Genomic DNA, 18,017 nt, shown 5'->3' with positions numbered 1-18,017 from the left:
ACTAAATTCTTTCCTAATTCTTTGTCTCTAATGGCGGCTTAAGCTTTATTGATAACAGAGGCTTCTTCGATACAAATTGCGATGTCTTTCACTTCGTAAATACGCAGACCATCTTTGCTCAGGTTTGCGTCGCCAACGATGATGCGTTTGCCGTCTTCGTCTTTGATTGCAGTGATGTGTACATCCAATGACATCTGTTTGTTCAGAGGGTTAATTTGACCACGGTATTTCCATTTCACTTCAGATTGGATTTGACCAAATTTCGGATTGCGGAAGCCAGCACCAAGATCTTTGTTTAGTGCATAGGTTTGCATCAGTTCGATGATCGCTTCGACACCTAGAGAACCCGGCATTACTGGGTCTTGATGGAAGTGGAACTGGAAGAACCAATCGCTTGGGTCAATCGTACGCTCAGCGTATAGGTAACCCAGACCGTCTTTACCACCATCGCTAGTGATCTGCACAGTATCGATAAAGTTCAAACGACCGCCAGCCAGTTGGTAGTGCTCTTGCACTTCACCAGTAGAAGAAACAGGTGCATTAAAGTAACGACTTGTTTTGTCTAGCAAGTTGATGTTTACGTCTGGCGTGCGATTGTTATCAACGTGCCATGCGTGAGTCACTTTACCGTTGTCCAAACCAAGTTGGTCTTTCAGTGCTGCGCCTTTGAAGTAACCAAATACCGCTGTACCTTGGTAGAAAGGGACACCGTCAGTGCTTAGCTCGAAGCTGAAGCTCTGTACGATGTTGGTGCCCATCATTACCGTTGAAAGCAGACGAGAATCGTTGGTGATGGTTTTGCCACGTAAATCGACATTGCGTAGCATTTTGCCGCTGCCGTCTAGGTTACGGAAAAACAACTCTTCACCCGGGAAGCCCAGTGTTGTGCCCATGTATCCAGAGATAAAGCCGTTTGGCTGCAGTGAAATCTCCATTAATACCGAGTAAGGCATCAAGGTCTGGTGGCTGTTTTCATCAAAGTACCATGCGTTTTCTGGCACTTCGTATTCTGCGATACATGAAGATGGTTTCTTGAATTCACCACGTTTACCTTCAATCTCAACCACACGTGTCGTTAGCTGCAAGTCGCCACACGGAGTACGTGGTGGGATCATGCCACGGTAGATAGAGAAGTCAGGACCGAAACATTTCTCGATATCACCCGTTGCGAATTCGAACATGTGGTAAGGCGTGAACGGAACTGTGTCTGGCGTGCGGTTCGGGTAATCAGGAGTTAAAGGCGCTTCAACGTGTTGAAGTGGAACCACACCTTTGTTTGGCGCTGTTGCTAGGTCTTCAATTTGAGCCATTAATGGCGCATTAGCTGAAGCCTGTTGGTTAACCGCTGGTGTGTGACCCAAGTTTTCGATAACAGGGGTCGCGACAGCTGTCTCTGCTACAGTGTCAGCAACTAAGATCTTAGCTGTCTCTAAAGAAGGCAAGTAACGAGTACATTCGTTGTCTTCTTTGATCATTACACCCAAGTTTTGGAAATCAACAATCACTTTGCCGTTTAGCAAAATATCGATGTTAGCTTTCGCGTATGGGCGAGGGCTTAGACCAATCTCAGTTACTTCCATGCGGTAAGTCAGTTCTGCCGATTGCGGTAGAACTTGACCACGACAACGTACTTGTTGAGGGGCATTTTCAAGCGGTTGGAAACGACCATTTTGAACAAGCGTGTGCATGCCAAGGTGCATCATGAAGAATTGCAGTAGTTGACCACAACCTTCTGCCATCAAAGAGCCAGCCATTACTGAGTCATCTTTGAAGTGACAAGGGAAGTACCAGTGCTCAGGCTCTAGCTGCTTATGACCTTCAATCAGACCAAGTCCCCATGTGCCACCTTGTGGTTCAACACGGCTAACCTTTTCGATCATCATGAACTTCTCTGAGCTGAAGCATAGAGAAGGCTGGTGGCGATTAGATTGGTGAGTCGGGCCAAAACACTCTGCAATGTTGGCAGTCAGTAGATGACGTAATTCTTGGTGGTTAAACTGCGTTTTAGGGCAATGCAACATAGGGTCGAAGCGTTGCTTAGTTGCAAGCTTACGAGCCTTGATTTCATCTTCAGTGTGAATCACACCTTTGCCATCTGCTAGCTCTTCATCAGTGAAGAAGCCCGCACAGCCGTTATCCATTTTCAGGATCATCTTGTCGCCAACGAAACATTCGTACGAGAAGAAGAACAGCAGTGTGTCGCCATTGCGAGCAAAGTTGTTGATTGATATATCGTAACGCAGCGTATCGCCACCACGAGGCAAGTCACCAAGGAAAGTCAGCGTACAATCAAGCAGGCGGTAAACACGCTCGCCTTTGTTTTCGAAATCAATGCCTAAGTAGCTGATCAGCATTAGGTCACATTGACCAGATTCTACCGCAACAGCCCAAGGGATCTGACCATCGACAAGATACGGTGCATCAACTGGGATGTCGTACTCTGTGGTCATTGTGCTTGGCTTGTACTCGTTCACTGTCGCGTTGAGCTTGGTTACACGAGATACCAATAGGTAGTCAGTGGTTGGCAAGCGAACGCGGCGCGAGTAGCTATCGATGAGCGCGTAGTCAGGGCCAAATACATTGGCGATGTCGCCTTCCGCGTATTCAACCAGATCATCGTAATCCCAGATACATGGCTTACGAACAGGTTTTACTGGTGTTGGCGTCGCAAGTACGTTGACTGCTGTTGACTGAACCTGAGCTGGTTGAGCTTGAACAGGCTGAGCTGGCGTTTGTTGGCCAGTCGCTTGTTGACCATTCGTTTGTTGAATAAGGGCTGAGCTATCTAAACCAGACGTCACTGCGTTTAGCTGCGCTTTTAATAGTGCATCAGCCATCTGCATGCCTTGGGCACGAGTGTGCAGGAATGCTTTGTGTACTTGCTGCGCTGCTTGCTGGTTTTGAGCAAAAGCTTGGTTGTGTGGTGTTACAGACGGCTGTGATGCTGCATCCGTATTAGCGTCGATATTCGATACGCCATTTTTAGCGGATAGGACATGAGTCATATTGCTGTGGTTACCTGTTAGCTGACTGTGGCGCGTTGGCGCCAGAGTAGGGGATACTGATGTAGGAGTTTCGATGACTGGCTCTACCGCGTTCTGCGCTAATGCTTTCTTCTCTAACTCTTTTTGCGCAAGGGCTGCTTTAATATTTGCTGTCGTTGGAATCGACGCTACTCTTGCTGCTTGTTTACCAGAAGCTTTCTGTTGAATCGTTGCTAAGTTAGTCACTGGGGTTTGGGCAATATGTTGATAGATATCGCGACCACCAAGAGTCACTTGCTTAACCAATTGACGTTTAGCATCGCTCGCCAGTTCATTGCTTAAACGAACGGAAAGTGATTGAGATTCAACACTCGATTGGCTTAGTAGCAGCTGTGAACATTGTCCTTCGCTGATGTTGGCAACAATCGCACTCTTAGAGCTGATATTTGGATTCAGAGGAGCCAAGTTCAGGTTGAGCAGACCGTGTAGCAGGCTTGCCATACCAGAGGCTGCAGAGCAGTGACCTACACGCTGACTCGCTTGAGTCGTCTTGGAAACCCCTAAGTTGAGAGGTACAAGCTCGTGTGATGAAGACTCTGGTGCATGGTTAAGCTCAAGCAATGAAACATCGTTCGAGTTCATACCGACTTGAGTCAGTAACTCATCAGCAACGGCGTTGTTATGCTCGCTTGAACCAAAGGCTAATGCGTTGATGCTGCCGTAAGCCGTATCTTGATTGCTAGCTACTCGGTTTTCTTCAACAAGAACAATGGCACCTGCGCCTTCACCCACATTCCAATTGCCGTCTTGCGGCTGTCCGAATTTTGGTACAAGTGACACTGGGCTCACGCTGTTCTTCAGAATCACATGTTCTGCACTGCCACTTAGATCAACAGCTGCAATCACGACTGCATCTATTGATTCTTGCGACATTAGGTTTTGCGCGACGTCGATACAACGAGCAACTGACTGTTCAGCGGCTGAAATCGTAAACGCAGGGCCGTTAAAGTCCCATAGTGAAGAGATACGCGAAGCCATGATATTGCCGATGAAACTGGTGTATTGGTTCAGCTTGGCTGCGTCCATCACACTGTCCATCGCGATGGTTTCTAGCGATTGGTATTCATCTTGTGTTAGCTCAATACCCATGTTGGTAAAGCTGTCAGCCAATTGGCTATGCAGGTTTACGCGTCCACGGAATTGGTGCATCTCAAGCTCAGTTTCCATCGCTACCAGTACTGCAACCTTTTGGCCTGCCACGAGCTTGGCATCTTTGATGGCTTCGTCTGCAACTTTCATCAGTAGCAACTGCTGAGAGATCAAACGGTCATCTTCATTAGGCGGCACTTTAAAGCGTAGGAAATCGAGATCGAATTGATCGATGTACGCTCCGTTTGGAATGCCGTGTAAACCAAACTGATTCAGTAGTTCTGGATGTTGGTCTAAGCCTTTCCAGCGTTTCTTAGGCAAAGCAATGAAAGCATCGTTGTTGGTTTCAATTGCAGTGCTTAGCGCATTGATGCTTTGCAGAGAACCGAAGTGAGACGCGAGGCCAGTAATGCTTAAATTGGACGGCTGTAGGCTTGGAGACGCTGACTCTAGAGTCTGGTTTACATGACTGGTGTCTGAATACGCTTCAAGCAGTAAGTGAGCGTTACAACCACCGAAACCAAATACAGAAACACCCGCACAGCGCTCTTGGTTACCTGCTTTACTTGGCCAAGGTTGAACCTGCGTTGGCAGAGTCTGTGATCCAAATAAACCTTCAGGCGATGATAGTGGCTTGTCCAAATTAATACTTGGAGGAAGCACACCTTCTTTCATCGCGAAGATCATCTTCATGATCCCTGGCATACCTGCCGCAGTCAGCAAGTGACCGAGGTTGGACTTCGCAGAGCCAATCAATGGCGGGTTAGAACCATTCAATTTGTCAGCAAAGAAACGCTCCATTGAGGTTAACTCAACCTTGTCACCCAATGGTGTGCCGGTTGCGTGACACTCAATCACCTCAATGCTGTCTGGTGTTAGGTTTGATGCCTCGTAAGCGCGTTCAAAGGCTTGTACTTGTCCTTTGCTATTTGGGCTTAATACGAACTGGCCACGGCCATCGTTCGACAAGCCAATACCGCTGACGACTGCGTAAATGTTGTCGCCATCACGCTCTGCATCAGCTAAGCGTTTTAGGACTAAAACACCGGCACCTTCGCCAGCAAATAGACCTTTACTGTTGCTATCAAACGGAACCGACACACCGTGGTCAGGGTAAGCGTGGAAAATGGAAAAACCCATGTTGATAAAGAATGGGTCAGCACCTGATACCGCGCCTGCCAACATCATGTCGGCTTTGCCCGTGTTCAAGTAATCACACGCTAACTTCAATGAATACACTGAACTTGCACATGCTGCATCTAGGCTAAGTTGCACGTTGCCTAGACCCAATGCATCAGCCACTAACTTAGAGGCATTATGTGCTGCAGCACCATTGATAGGGTTGAGGTCTTGCACGGTTTCATTGGTTGGTAGCAGTGAAAACTGGTCATTAGCCAATTTATCTTTAAGTGCTTTCTCGACCACCGAGTGATACATCGGCAGAAACAGGTCGTTTGAACGTGTGGTTGGGAACGAAAGGGCACCCATGATCACGCCTGTGCGCTCTAAAACATCGGCATTTAAATTAATGCCTGCGTCGACTAACGCCTTACGACTTGTGTCCAAAGCCCATAGGAAGCTTTGATCTACGCCGTTAAATGATTCTGCTGTTAAGCGGTAGCCATTGCTATCGAAATTGAAGTTTTCGATGTAGCCGCCTTTGTCACAGTAAAAGCGGTCTGACTCACCTTGAACGCCCTGATAGCTTTCAGGTTTAGCACCTAACTTTTCAGCGCTTAATGTGGTTCGAGAATCTTTTTTATTCAGCAAGTTTTGCCAAAAATCTTTTGGCGTATCAGCTTCTGGGTATTGGTTAGCAATACCGACAATCGCGATCTTATTGCACTTCACTTGCTGTTTGTTCTTAGCTTGAGCCTGAGCTTGATATTGAGATGGCTTCGATTGAGAACTCATACTAGCTCTCCTTGATAATTCACTGCGCTGCCTTGAGATAAACCGCTTAATTGCTTAGCTGCGGTGATCTGTTGGTCTAGCCCTTGGATAAGAGGCTCGACAGACAATGGGATTTGATGAGTAATGAGCTGACCAATGCATTTGATGAGCGTGACAACATCGTCACCGCCTTTGGCATTGGAAGCGATTGTGCAGTATTGGTCTGCTACGTTGTCGCTACGATTGATCTTGTCGATCAATGTGCTGGTTTGACGATCGGCACCCACTTCGACAAACAGACGAGCACCTTGTTGACGTGCACTCTGGATCAACGCGGTGAAATCCAGCGTCGAACAGAAAGTGTCGGCAATCGAAAGGGCGATGCTATCGCTGTCGATATTGATTGGTGCGCCCGTCGGTAGACCTGCTGCGCTGATAAAGCGGATATGCTTTGGCAATTCGTCGAACAGTGGTTGCGTGTAAAACTCACGCACTTGGCTATGTTGGCTCAATGCTGGTGTGGTGTGCATTGCGGTAACACGATTCGCGGCAATGCCACGTTTACCCAGTTTCTTGAGTAGTGCACGACATGTGCTTTCACAACCTGCCAGTACGCAAGTGTCACCTTGGATGATAGCGAGATAAGCACGTGGAAACTCTGGTAGCAGAGCCTCAATTGCTTGTGCATCACTGCGAACCACAAAGCTATTCCATTGGATGCTTTCGTCGCTGTTCAGCTGCCAATCTTGACGTACTGCGGTGAGTTCGCCAGAAATAGCCGTGGTGAAAATAGGGCTAGTTTGAGTCATCTCAATCAGCGCATGCGGGTTCTTCCAAACATTTAAGCTGGCCCACATGGAGGCTTCACCCTTGGAGTAACCCAAAGCGAAATCTGGCTGCACTTTGAATTCATCACACAGCAGTTGTGTTAACAGATAACTACTGCCCACACCGGCAATTGCCAGCTCACTGAGCGACATTTCTTGCGAGTCTTCGGCGTAGGTTTTGTCAGCCTGCAGCATCTCTTTCAAGTTACCTTCACGTTCTAAACGAGCAAATAACTGTGGGAAATTGTGGTGAAATTCGCGCAACATGCCGGGATAAACTGTGCCAACACCAGGGTAAACAAATGCAACGCCACCTTTGCTCTGAGGCATCGGTGAGAAACAACTGCCCGCTGGGGTTTTGTATTGGCTATTGTCCGCCATTACTTTTGGCAACGCATTTTCTAGCGCAGTGCTCTCTTGTATTGCAGCCTCAATTGAAGCGGCTTGAATCACGATGTTCGCACCACGGCCAGCATTGTGCTGAACGCTTTGGAAGTGACTTAGGTTTGAATGCATTAAGGTAGCGATAGCAAGTTCACGGTCTGCCGATTCGTTAACGCATTTAAGATCTTCTCTTAACGAGGTTAATTGAGAAACCAATTCGGCTTGTTCGTTGCCTGAAATCACAAACATCAAACGTTCGCTGGATAGCAATGGTTTTGGTTCTTGTAAACCGGTCGCTTGAGTCAATATCAGGCTGGTGGCTTTTTGGCTATCGTCACTGGAAGTTAACGCAGCAACACGTGCTTTGTTCGGCTCAGTGAACCAATAAGAGCTCGGTAATGAATGGCTCGGCAATGAACGGCTCGATATCGCATTAACCATATTCAACAATTCATCAAACTGCTGCGAAGCAGATAGGGCAAAGTATTGCTGTTGATGGTTTAAGTCTGAAGCGGGGCGGCGTGACATCTCTAGAGCAAGCTGAACGCTATCTCCATTATCTAGATCGAGAGTTTCGGCAAAGCCCGCTAAATTCGCGTGTGGGTGAATCTTATTCTGAGCAGCATTCAGCGCACTTAACATCAACAATGATGGTGAGTGAGCATCCAAACAAAGCTTAACCATACTGCCTTGATTGACTGCCTCTATCGCTTGAGTAAGTGCTTGATTAAAATTGCCATCAACCACAACAGCCATTATGTCTGGGAACGAGGGAAATAAGTCGGCAGAAAGCTCAGCCGCGTTTGCTGGCTGAGCTAAAAGAGCGATGCGCAATGGCATCGCTTTATTAGTAGGAACAGTCACTATGACAATTGCTCCTTTTCTGCGTTCTTAGTCGCCTCTTTCTTCGATACTGCTGAGCTAGACTTCGGCAAAAATGCGTCGTTTAAGCTCTTGCTGATGGTGACTTTTGCACCTTTCATTACTGCGCTTAAACGACCATCTTGGTGGTAAAGCGAGATATCAGCTTGCAGCGAACGAGCCGTGCTTTTTATCACGCTCAGCTCTAGCCAACCTTGGTCACCATTGTGCATCGGTGCGTAACAAATAAACTCACCGATTGCAGACGGTAGGCTTGCCGCGCCGTATTTCAATCGAGCCCATACCAGCATTGCTTGCAACAGATAATCTTCAGCAAATGGCTGGCTATCACCAAAGCCTTGCTTAGGAATAAATGATCCGCAGTCGCTGTTTTCAATCTGAGGCAACTGGCATTGAGCCAATAAGCCTAAGTCGTCAAAGCGTTCGACTGAGGTAATACCTTGCAATCTTGGTCCATGAAACAGAGTACCGTCACTGTATAGAGCTTGTGCCGTTGTTACAGGTGCTGAAGTGTTGGCCTCAAAGCGTTTTACTGACGCTTGTTGAACATCTTCAGACACTTGCACAGAGGCAACTTGCAACTGAGCTTGATACTGTGGTCGCCCTTGGCAACTGATCACCGCTTTTAGCTGATCTTTTGATTTAGCATCAGAAGAAAGAACCAGATTCAGTTCTTGCACTTCATCAGTATCAAAAATCACACCCTTAAGCAGTTTGTAGTTGTGAACGCTAACGTTCACCCCTAACAGTTGCTCTGCCACTTCACGCATCCATTGGATGGCACACACTGTCGGTAACACTGGGTTACCGGCAATGCAGTGATCTTGAATGAAAGGCAATGCCTTTGGATCAAGATGACGTGTCACAGTGATGCTTGTATTCAGCGGACTCTTTGCAAGATGCACAGACTCCGCATTAAGCTTTTTTACAGCAGCTTCCTTGTTGTCAGAACCTTGCATGCTCGTACCAACCAGCAATTGAATGCCAGTTTCGTTCAGTAGTTGAGAGCTAAACAGCTCTGCACCTGCTTGAAGAGGAATTACGTACACACCACGTTCTGTGAACATACGTTTCAGTGCTGCGTTGACCATGCCACCGTCCCACGGTCCCCAGTTGAAGCTCATCACTTTCGCTTGAGGGTTACGCGCAGACAACTGCAGAGCTGCTTTGTTTAGGATCTCGTTAGACATCGAGTAATCACTTTGGCCTGTGTTTCCGTAGAAACCCGCCGCCGAAGAGAACATCGCAATCAGTTTTAGCTTGCTGCTATCAAGACCGCCAAGAACCGCTTCTAGTCCGCCCACTTTCGTGCCGTAAACCATGTTCAGTTCATCAAGCGTTTTGTCTTGAATGTGTTTGTCAGCCAGTACGCCTGCACCGTGGATAAGACCTGTGATGCCATCGAAATTTGCCAGCGTTTTCGCTACTGACTCATGGTTCGATACATCTAGGCTTAGGTATTCAGCGCTCGCGCCAATCTCGTTGAAAGCGGCAAGTGCTGCGTTGATTTCAAGGCTGCTCAATACCGGTTTTAGCAAGGCATCAACTTTTTTCGGCGTTGGTTTGTCACCTGTTGCTTGTAGGTGAGCGATAGCCGCTGGTTTTAGCTCTTTCTCTTGCTTGCCTTGTGCCCACTGAGGTAGCTCAGCTGAAGTAATATGCTTACTACGACCCGCAAGAATGAAGTGAGACTTACATTGCTTAGCAAGCGTCAGCGCACATTCAAACGTCACGCCTTTAGCGCCACCCGTTACGAGAACTTTGTCGCTCTTGGTGAGTTGAGCGCCTGTGTTCTTCGTTTGTGCAGCTCCTGGTGTTGCCGCAATCAATGTTGCACGACCAGATTCACCGTTTTCCGCATGGCTAAGGCCGATTTCAACCGTGTTGGTATCGATATCGAACAGTTCGCCTGTGATAGCTTCAGCTAGGTGACGAGCATCAATAGAAGCGTCAGCATCCAATGCACGGCAGAACACGTTTGACCATTCATGGCTTAGTGTCTTAGTGAGACCAGACAACGCGGCTTGGTTAAGTTCTGCATTCGCTAATTGCTTAGTATCTAAGTAACCAAAGCCACCATCGATTCGGCTTAGCGTGAAGAACACGCTGCGACCAGAAACAGCAGTCAGTTGGCCATTTAGGTGCTTCGCGAACAAGAACGCTGTGGTTAGCGAAGTTCTTGAGTCTGCATTCAAGTTAACCGCTTGCTCGTTGCTTTGTTTCGCATCAACGATAGCTTGTAAATGAATGAAGCCAGCAATCACTTTGTTCGACGTTTTAAGGTCTGCTTCGATGTCGTTAATAACTGCAGTCACACCAGCATCATCGACGCTGTTGAGTGTGTAGCTTGCGATTTCACTGTTTAAAGGTGACGCGGCAGAAAGAGCACTACGCACTACAGCAACTTGAATGCCGTTAGCGGTCAACTTTTCTGCTAGAACACCGGCGTTGTGACCATCATCTGTGATCACGACACAAGCGTCTTTTGAGAAACAATCGACGAGTTTATCTGCCGCTGGTAGCTTTTTTAGCGCTACCTCATTGTGTGGAGGAAGTTCCGCTGTCGCTGTTTCTGCGATAGGCGTTACTGATTCAGCTTTAGGAGTCGCTACGGGTGCTGCTGCGGATAGCTTGCTTTGCATGTAAGTAACGATTTCACCAAGCGTACGACACTCAGCTAAGTCTTCAGGGTTTAGCTCTGGCAGTGTTGGTAGCTGGTCTTGAACCGTACCCAGGATCTCAACACGTTTGATTGAGTCGATGCCAAGGTCTGCTTCCATGTCCATCGCTAGGTCGAGCATTTCTGCTGGGTAGCCTGTTTTGTCGGCAACCACTTCCATCATTGTTGATTGAACGTGAGCAGGGTTTAGGTCGTTGCTCGTGCTTTCTACAGTTGCTGCAGCGACTTCTGTACTCGTAGTAGCAGTAGCGCCTAGCTTGCTGTTCATGCCTTTAGTATTCATGTAAGCAACGATTTCACCCAGAGTACGACACTCAGCCAAATCTTCAGGGTTCAGCTCTGGCAGTGTTGGTAGCTGGTCTTGAACCGTACCAAGGATCTCAACACGTTTGATTGAGTCGATGCCAAGGTCTGCTTCCATGTCCATTGCTAGGTCTAGCATTTCTGTTGGGTAGCCTGTTTTATCAGCCACTACGCTCAGCATTGTGTTTTGAACTTGTTCTGCGTTTAAAGCGTTTGATACTGCTTGCGCTGATGCAGATGCTTGAGTTGCTACTGGAGCAGAAACGGGAAGCTTACTGTTCATGTAGTCAACGATCTCGCCTAGAGTACGACACTCAGCGAGATCTTCAGGGTTTAGCTCTGGAAGAGTCGGTAGCTCGTCTTGAACCGTACCTAGAATTTCAACACGCTTGATTGAATCGATACCAAGGTCAGCTTCCATGTCCATTGCTAGATCTAGCATTTCAGTCGGGTAGCCCGTCTTCTCTGCGACTACTTCTAACATGGTTTTCTGAACGACAGCCGCATCTAGTCCATTGCTAGCTGTTGCCGGAGCAACCATTGGTGCCTGTGAAGACACAGGAGCTGAAGCTGGAAGCTTGCTGTTCATGTAGGCAACGATTTCGCCAAGAGTGCGACACTCAGCTAAGTCTTCAGGGTTTAGCTCTGGAAGAGTAGGCAGTTCATCTTGAACCGTACCAAGAATCTCAACACGCTTGATTGAATCGATACCAAGGTCTGCTTCCATATCCATTTCTAGATCAAGCATTTCCGTTGGGTAACCTGTCTTCTCAGCAACCACTTCTAGCATGGTTTGTTGAACGACTTTTGCATCAAGACCGTTAGCTGCTTGAACAGGAGCGGTTGCGCTTGGCTGTGCAGCAACAGGCGCTGATGCAGGCATCTTGCTGTTCATGTAAGTAACGATTTCGCCAAGAGTACGACACTCAGCTAAATCTTCAGGGTTCAGCTCAGGTAGGTTTGGCATTTCGTCTTGAACGGTACCAAGAATCTCTACGCGTTTGATTGAGTCGATACCAAGGTCTGCTTCCATGTCCATTTCTAGATCAAGCATTTCCGTTGGGTAACCCGTTTTCTCAGCGACCACTTCTAGCATCACTTTTTCAGCATCTGCTGATTGTACTGCTACTGGTGCAGCCACAGGAACCGGTTGCGCTTTAACTGGCACTGGTTGAGCTGCAACAGGCGCTGCGGCCTGAGCTGCTACTTGTGGTGCAGGAGCTGCTTTCTGTACTGGAGCTTGCTGAGTTGTTGTATTTTGAACCGGCGCAGCTTGAACAGACTGAGCTTGTACAGGAGTCGCTTGTACTTGAGCTACAGGCTGTTGAACGATAGCTGTTGGAGTAGCTTGAATCGCTGGCTGAGCATTTACAGACGCAACGAAGGTTGGTTGTGCTGTTTCGACTGAACCTTGCGTCAGCATGTTAAGTGCTGAGTTGTTGCTGTGCGCTTGCATTTCTAGGTAATGAGCGTGAGCTTTTAGCGTTTCAGCTTGGTGCTGGTGGAACATCTCCATAGAACGCTGTAGGTTCTCAGGAATTGCTACGCCTGCTGTTGCCATTTTCGCTTGCTCAGACATTAGGGTGTTGAACGTGTCACCGTATTGCTGAGGAATCGCAAGGAACTGCTGATGTACTTCTGCTGCTTGTTGTTGAGCATTGAAGAATGATTGCAGTGAAGACTCATCAACCGTTACTGAAGCTGTTGGTTGAATAGTCGCTGGTGCAGGTTGCGCCACTTGAGGCTGCTGAGTTGCTGTTGCTACTCGTACATTTGGTGCTGCAACTGATTGTTGTACATTTGAAGCTTGAGGAGCAGGCACATGTACTTCAACGATTTCTGTTTTGATCACTTCTTTTTCCACGATTTTCTCGACTTCAACTTTCACTTCAACAATCTCAGTTTTTTCGGTGACGTTGCCCGAAGCCAGTGATTGATCCATTTTCTTACGAGTAGCAGGGCTGATGTAGTTGGTTGCATTCAGCTTGATGTTCATTGGTGATGCCTTTGCAGGTTCAGCAATGTCAGCTTGGTAAGGGTCAATGTTGTCTAATGAAACACCTGCCACGCACAGTTGAACCGCAGCCAAACGAAGCTGTTGGTCACTGTCGCCTTTAGGGCTTGGGTTGATGCTGATTGCGTAAAGCTCTTCGTTCTTATCAGCCAATGTTTTCTCAACCAGCTTTTGAAGAATGTTTTTCGGACCGAACTCAACGAATACACGCGCGCCTGCTTCATACATCGCTTCAATTTGCTCGCTGAAACGAACCGATTGCAGCATGTGCTGTTTGAATGCTTTCTTGATCGCTTTCGCGTCTTTGCTGTGCAGTTTGCCCGTTGCGTTTGAGTAAAGCGGCAGCGTTGGAGCGCTGAATGAAGCTTTATCAATTGCAGAAGCAAATGGTTTTTGAGCGTGAGCAACAAGTGGTGTGTGGAAAGCACCAGACACTGGCAGAGCAATCGCTTTGAAGCCTTGTTCTGTTAGCGCTTGTGCTGCTTGTTGAACCGTCGCAGTTGGACCTGCAATAACCAGTTGAGTCGGAGCGTTGTAGTTGGCAATGCTCACGCCTTCGAATTGGCTGATGCAGCTTTCAACGGCTGGAAGCTTGTCTGCGTCTAAGATGACCGCAAACATAGTACCGCTGTCGCCTTGTTCAGGTGTTGCTGCCATTGCATCGCCACGAGCGAAAGCTAGCTGGTAGTAATCGTCTTGCGAGATAACACCCGATGCACATAGTGCACTTAGTTCACCAAAGCTATGACCTGCGACCATGTCAGCTTTGAAGCCAGCTTGAGTCATGATGTCGAACTGACCCATAGACACCGTACCAATCGCACTTTGCGCATTGGCCGTGTTGGTTAGCACCGCTTCTTGAGCTTTGGTTGCTTCTGGTGTGAACGTTGGAATTGGGAACAGAATTTGCGACAGAGCCGTTTTCTTGTGCTGACCAAATACTTGATCCGCTTGAGCAAGCTGTTGGCGCATTTCAGGGTAATGACAAGCAAGCTCGCGGCCCATGTTCAGGTATTGCGAACCTTGACCTGCAAATAGCGCTGCCACTTTACCTGCACCGTTTTCAGCAATCAGTGCCGATTCACGGTAGCTAGTACCGTTTGGCATCTGCCAATGTGTTTTGGTTTGGCTTTCAAGCATAGAAACCGCTTGAGTCAGTTGCGCTTGAAGGTCTGCTTGGTCAGTCACGACTAAACCAATACGAGCATGCTTAGCGTCAACTTCGCGTAGAGCATGTTGTTCAGCAAGCGTTTCCAGTTTGAACGCAGCATCTGTAGCTTGAGTAGAAATCTGCTTTAGATCACTGACCAGTGCTTGGCGAGATTCAGCACTGAACAATAGCGTTTGAGGTACTTGGCGTTGACGGTATTTGTCACCGCGAGCGTGTTCTGGTGTGTATTCTTCCATTACTACGTGGAAGTTAGTGCCACCAAAACCAAATGAGCTGATACCTGCACGGCGCGGTGTACCGTCGACACGTTTCATCCAAGGACGCGTTTGTGTGTTTAGGTAAAACGGTGAGTTCTCGATATCCAACTTAGGATTCGGAGCTGATACGTTGATCGTTGGCGGCAGCACTTTGTGGTGTAAAGCCAATGCAGCTTTGATTAAACCTGCTGTACCTGCGGTTGATTTAGTGTGACCAATTTGAGATTTCACAGAGCCTAACGCAATGTGTTGCTTCTCTTCATTGTTCTCACTGAATACTGAGTTTAGGCCACCAAATTCAGCTACATCACCGGCAGCTGTACCTGTGCCGTGCGCTTCTAAAAGACCAAGCGTGTGCGGTGCGAAACCTGCATCATCGTAAGCACGCTTTAGTGCCTTTGCTTGTCCTTCAGGGCGAGGCGCGTAAATACTCTTGAACTTACCGTCCGAAGAAGAACCCACACCTTTAATTACTGAGTAGATTCTGTCGCCGTCGCGTTCAGCATCTTCAAGACGCTTAAGAGCAACCATGCCAATACCTTCACCAATCATCATTCCTTTTGAGTCGATGTCGAAAGGTTGAATCGTTTCATTTGTGGTGAATGCTGGTGTTTTCGAGAAGCTCATGTACATAGTTGGCGAGTTATCAGTACACACACCACCTGTGATCATCATTTCACTGCGGCCTTCAACCAGCTCACTAAGAGCCATGCGCATTGCGGCTAGAGAACCTGCACACGCAGCATCTACCACACAGTTGATGCCACCAAGGTCAAAGCGGTTAGCGATACGACCTGAAATTACGTTACCCAACGAACCAGGGAAGGAGTTCTCTTCCCAGTGGATGTATTGGTCTTGGAATTTTTTGATCAGCATTTCGCTGTCTTCGTCGTTGATGCCACTGCTCTTGAAGACTTTTTTCAAAACAGGGTATTGCAGACGAGCATTTAGGCTTTGAGCGATCTTTTGACCACCACCAACACCGAGCGTAATACCGATCTTATCGCGATCGTAGCCTTCAGGCAGCTTGGCATCTTCAAGCACTTCTTTTGCAACGATCAGAGAAAGCAGCTGTGATGTATCAGTCAGTTCTAGGATATTTGGCGGAAGGCCGAACTCCATTGGGTTGAAGTCCACTTCAGGGATGAAACCACCGCGCTTACAATAAGACTTGTCTGGCGTAGTACGATCTGCATCGTAGTAATCTTCTGGACGCCAGTGCGTATCTGGTACTTCGGTAATTGCATCGATCTTTTCACTGATCAAATCCCAGAACTTATTTAAGTAACGGGAGTTCGCAAACATGCTTGCCATACCAACGATAGCAACTGGCATATCTTTAAGGCGTTTATTGAGTCGAGTGTCGTCGACTGATTCCGGTGTATTTTTTTCGGGTTGGCTCATTATGAGTCTCCACTTGAAATCACTGAGGGCGATGTCGTGTTTTGAGGCTGCGTTTCTAAATGGATCGAAAATAAATCTGAAACAGACTTGGGCAAACGCAGCTGAAGAGCAAGGTTGCCAAAAGTAGGCCACCTAACTGAAATAGGGTGTGCGAAGTACATTGACTTGCGGGAGTTGAGAACGTGTTTCATGCGCGAAGAGGGCATTCGAATGTGAGGGTCATGTCCATTAAAATCCTATCCAAAGTACTGCTTTTGTGCAAAGCAGGTATCCGCAAAAAAAACGTGTGAATTTGTTTAATGGTTGAGCAGGCTACCCGAGGTGAGTAGTTGATACAATGCTCCCAGCGGCCACTATGATCTGTTCAGACCAGATGAATCGAGTGTGTTTTTAATTTTTGTATTTTTATTGTATTTAACTTATTGATATTTAATGGGTATGAATTGTTTTTTAGTGTTTATACTCTATTTTTTGGCTTGATGAGATCTATGTCAGGTTTTTGTAAGTAAGGTTTAATAGACGACTGTTTCACAAGGCTGAGTGTGATCTATGTTTTAATTTGTTATTATTTTAAAATCAAATTCCAAGCCCTCATATGAAGGATGTTTCCTTCCCGATTTCTCTATGTTTATAGCAAATCATAGGTGAGTTAAATTTGTTCGTTTTGATGTTTTTTTGATAGCTTGATGAGAGTGGTTTTAATAAATGAGTACTAGAGATATGGGAATACCGATTGTGGATTTGTGGCTTTGCTCTCTGAGTGATTTACATGATGATATCGATAGCGTGTCGTACTTAAAACAGAGACTCACGATGGATGAGATAGCCAAAGTTGATCGCTATCGAATGCCCTCATCTCAGGTGCAAGCTTTGTACGTTCGTAACTATCTAAGAAAGGTGTTGTCTTGCTACTCTGATTTGAGGCCAGAAGAGTGGCGGTTTGAATATGGCGAGAAAGGTAAGCCAAGCCTAATTACAGAACAACAAATTAAAACGGGATTGAATTTCAATATAAGCCATAGCCAAGAGCATTTGTTGATCGCTATTTGCCAAATCCAAGGGCAACCACTTCAACTAGGTGTAGATATCGAACATGTAAGAAGCTCGACCAATATCGACTCGATCATGAAGCACTATTTTTCAGATGCAGAACTTACGGATTTACTTGAACTCAACAAAGAAGAACAGAGAGAGCGTTTTTTCGATCTGTGGGCATTGAAAGAGTCGTACATCAAAGCGACGGGTAAGGGGCTAGCGACATCGTTGCGAAGCTTTTCGTTTGATTTCTCTAATTTGACGGAGCAAACATTGCCAATTCACTCTTCGGATTTTCAACCAAACTTGCAGGATGAAATTAGATTGTATAGCGAAATCAGGCTACATAGCGGGATTGGGTTGGATTTGGATCCTGCTCAAGAAGACGATATTTCTACAGATTGGCAATGTTGCTTGGGTCGATTAGATGACCAGTACCGTTTTGCCGTGACTCTTGGTGGAAATTTGCTACCCATGCAGATAGAGATGAGAACTTTTTCGTTGTCTCATCTCTTTTAAGCTAGTTTGGTGAGGTGAAGTTAGCTCGTTTCGCCAAGCATCGCTTTTAATACTTCGGCAGGTACTGGCTGCAGTTGCTTGTCTTTATCTAGGCAAACCATTTCGATATCACCAATCACCGCAGGCTTAGTTGCATCTTTGCGCCACACTTCTTGTCGCCATAGCGTTTTGTATTTTCCATCGAGTTCAAAAGAGGTTCGGATGTCGCAGATCTCAGCGAACTCAACTCCATCTTGAAAAGTCATGTTGGCTTTATACACCGCAAACCCCAGTCCATGCTCGTTCCACAAGGTTGCCAGTTTGTCGCTACCCAATACATGCTCGCGCGCACGCTCAAAGTACTTTAGAAAGTTAGGGTGATAAACCACACCTGAGTGATCGGTATCTTCATAGTAAATTTGTACTGGGTGATGGTAGATCTGACTCATTGGTATCAACTCTTGTTAAGTAGTGAAGTGGTAAATCTGGCTAAGTTGTGCAGCACTTTACAGGATAGGTTGAAATTACTTCAAGGC

Annotated in this window: 5 protein-coding genes; 1 reads left to right on the top strand and 4 read right to left on the bottom strand. The window is 47.0% G+C overall.

The annotated features are described in order from the left end of the window. Positions 1-38: 38 nt before the first annotated feature. From OCV36_RS11415 to OCV36_RS11405, 3 genes are read right to left on the bottom strand one after another with little or no spacing between them, the layout of a single operon-like run. A complete protein-coding gene (locus tag OCV36_RS11415; RefSeq protein ID WP_135457980.1) occupies positions 39-6,047 on the bottom strand; it encodes a hotdog fold thioesterase in 6,009 nt (2,002 codons plus the stop codon). Continuing rightward, positions 6,044-8,101, bottom strand: a complete 2,058-nt coding sequence (locus OCV36_RS11410; protein WP_135457982.1) for a PfaB family protein — start codon at positions 8,099-8,101, stop codon at positions 6,044-6,046. Before OCV36_RS11410 ends, OCV36_RS11415 begins: the two co-directional genes overlap by 4 nt. Beyond that, complete coding sequence (locus OCV36_RS11405) at positions 8,101-15,948, bottom strand: type I polyketide synthase (RefSeq protein WP_135457984.1); 7,848 nt, start codon at positions 15,946-15,948, stop codon at positions 8,101-8,103. Before OCV36_RS11405 ends, OCV36_RS11410 begins: the two co-directional genes overlap by 1 nt. Before the next feature lie 720 nt (positions 15,949-16,668). Between OCV36_RS11405 and OCV36_RS11400 the strand changes: the two genes are divergently transcribed. Then, positions 16,669-17,502 (top strand): 4'-phosphopantetheinyl transferase family protein, encoded by an 834-nt coding sequence (locus tag OCV36_RS11400; RefSeq protein ID WP_135458020.1) that lies wholly within the window; start codon positions 16,669-16,671, stop codon positions 17,500-17,502. Positions 17,503-17,522: 20 nt separating this feature from the next. On the opposite strand, the gene OCV36_RS11395 is transcribed toward OCV36_RS11400, so the two are convergent. Then, entirely contained in the window at positions 17,523-17,930 is a 408-nt protein-coding gene (locus OCV36_RS11395) for a thioesterase family protein (RefSeq protein WP_009847292.1), read from the bottom strand. Positions 17,931-18,017 lie beyond the last annotated feature (87 nt).

This window comes from Vibrio echinoideorum (assembly GCF_024347455.1).
Classification (GTDB): Bacteria; Pseudomonadota; Gammaproteobacteria; order Enterobacterales; family Vibrionaceae; genus Vibrio; species Vibrio echinoideorum.
This window is presented reverse-complemented; position numbering and strand designations above follow the sequence as displayed.

Bases quoted from the DNA above. Each gene is read 5' to 3' on its own strand.
- OCV36_RS11415 (WP_135457980.1), bottom strand. From the start codon at position 6,047: ATGAGTTCTCAATCGAAGCCATCTCAATATCAAGCTCAGGCTCAAGCT.
- OCV36_RS11405 (WP_135457984.1), bottom strand. From the start codon at position 15,948: ATGAGCCAACCCGAAAAAAATACACCGGAATCAGTCGACGACACTCGA.
- OCV36_RS11400 (WP_135458020.1), top strand. From the start codon at position 16,669: ATGGGAATACCGATTGTGGATTTGTGGCTTTGCTCTCTGAGTGATTTA.
- OCV36_RS11395 (WP_009847292.1), bottom strand. From the start codon at position 17,930: ATGAGTCAGATCTACCATCACCCAGTACAAATTTACTATGAAGATACC.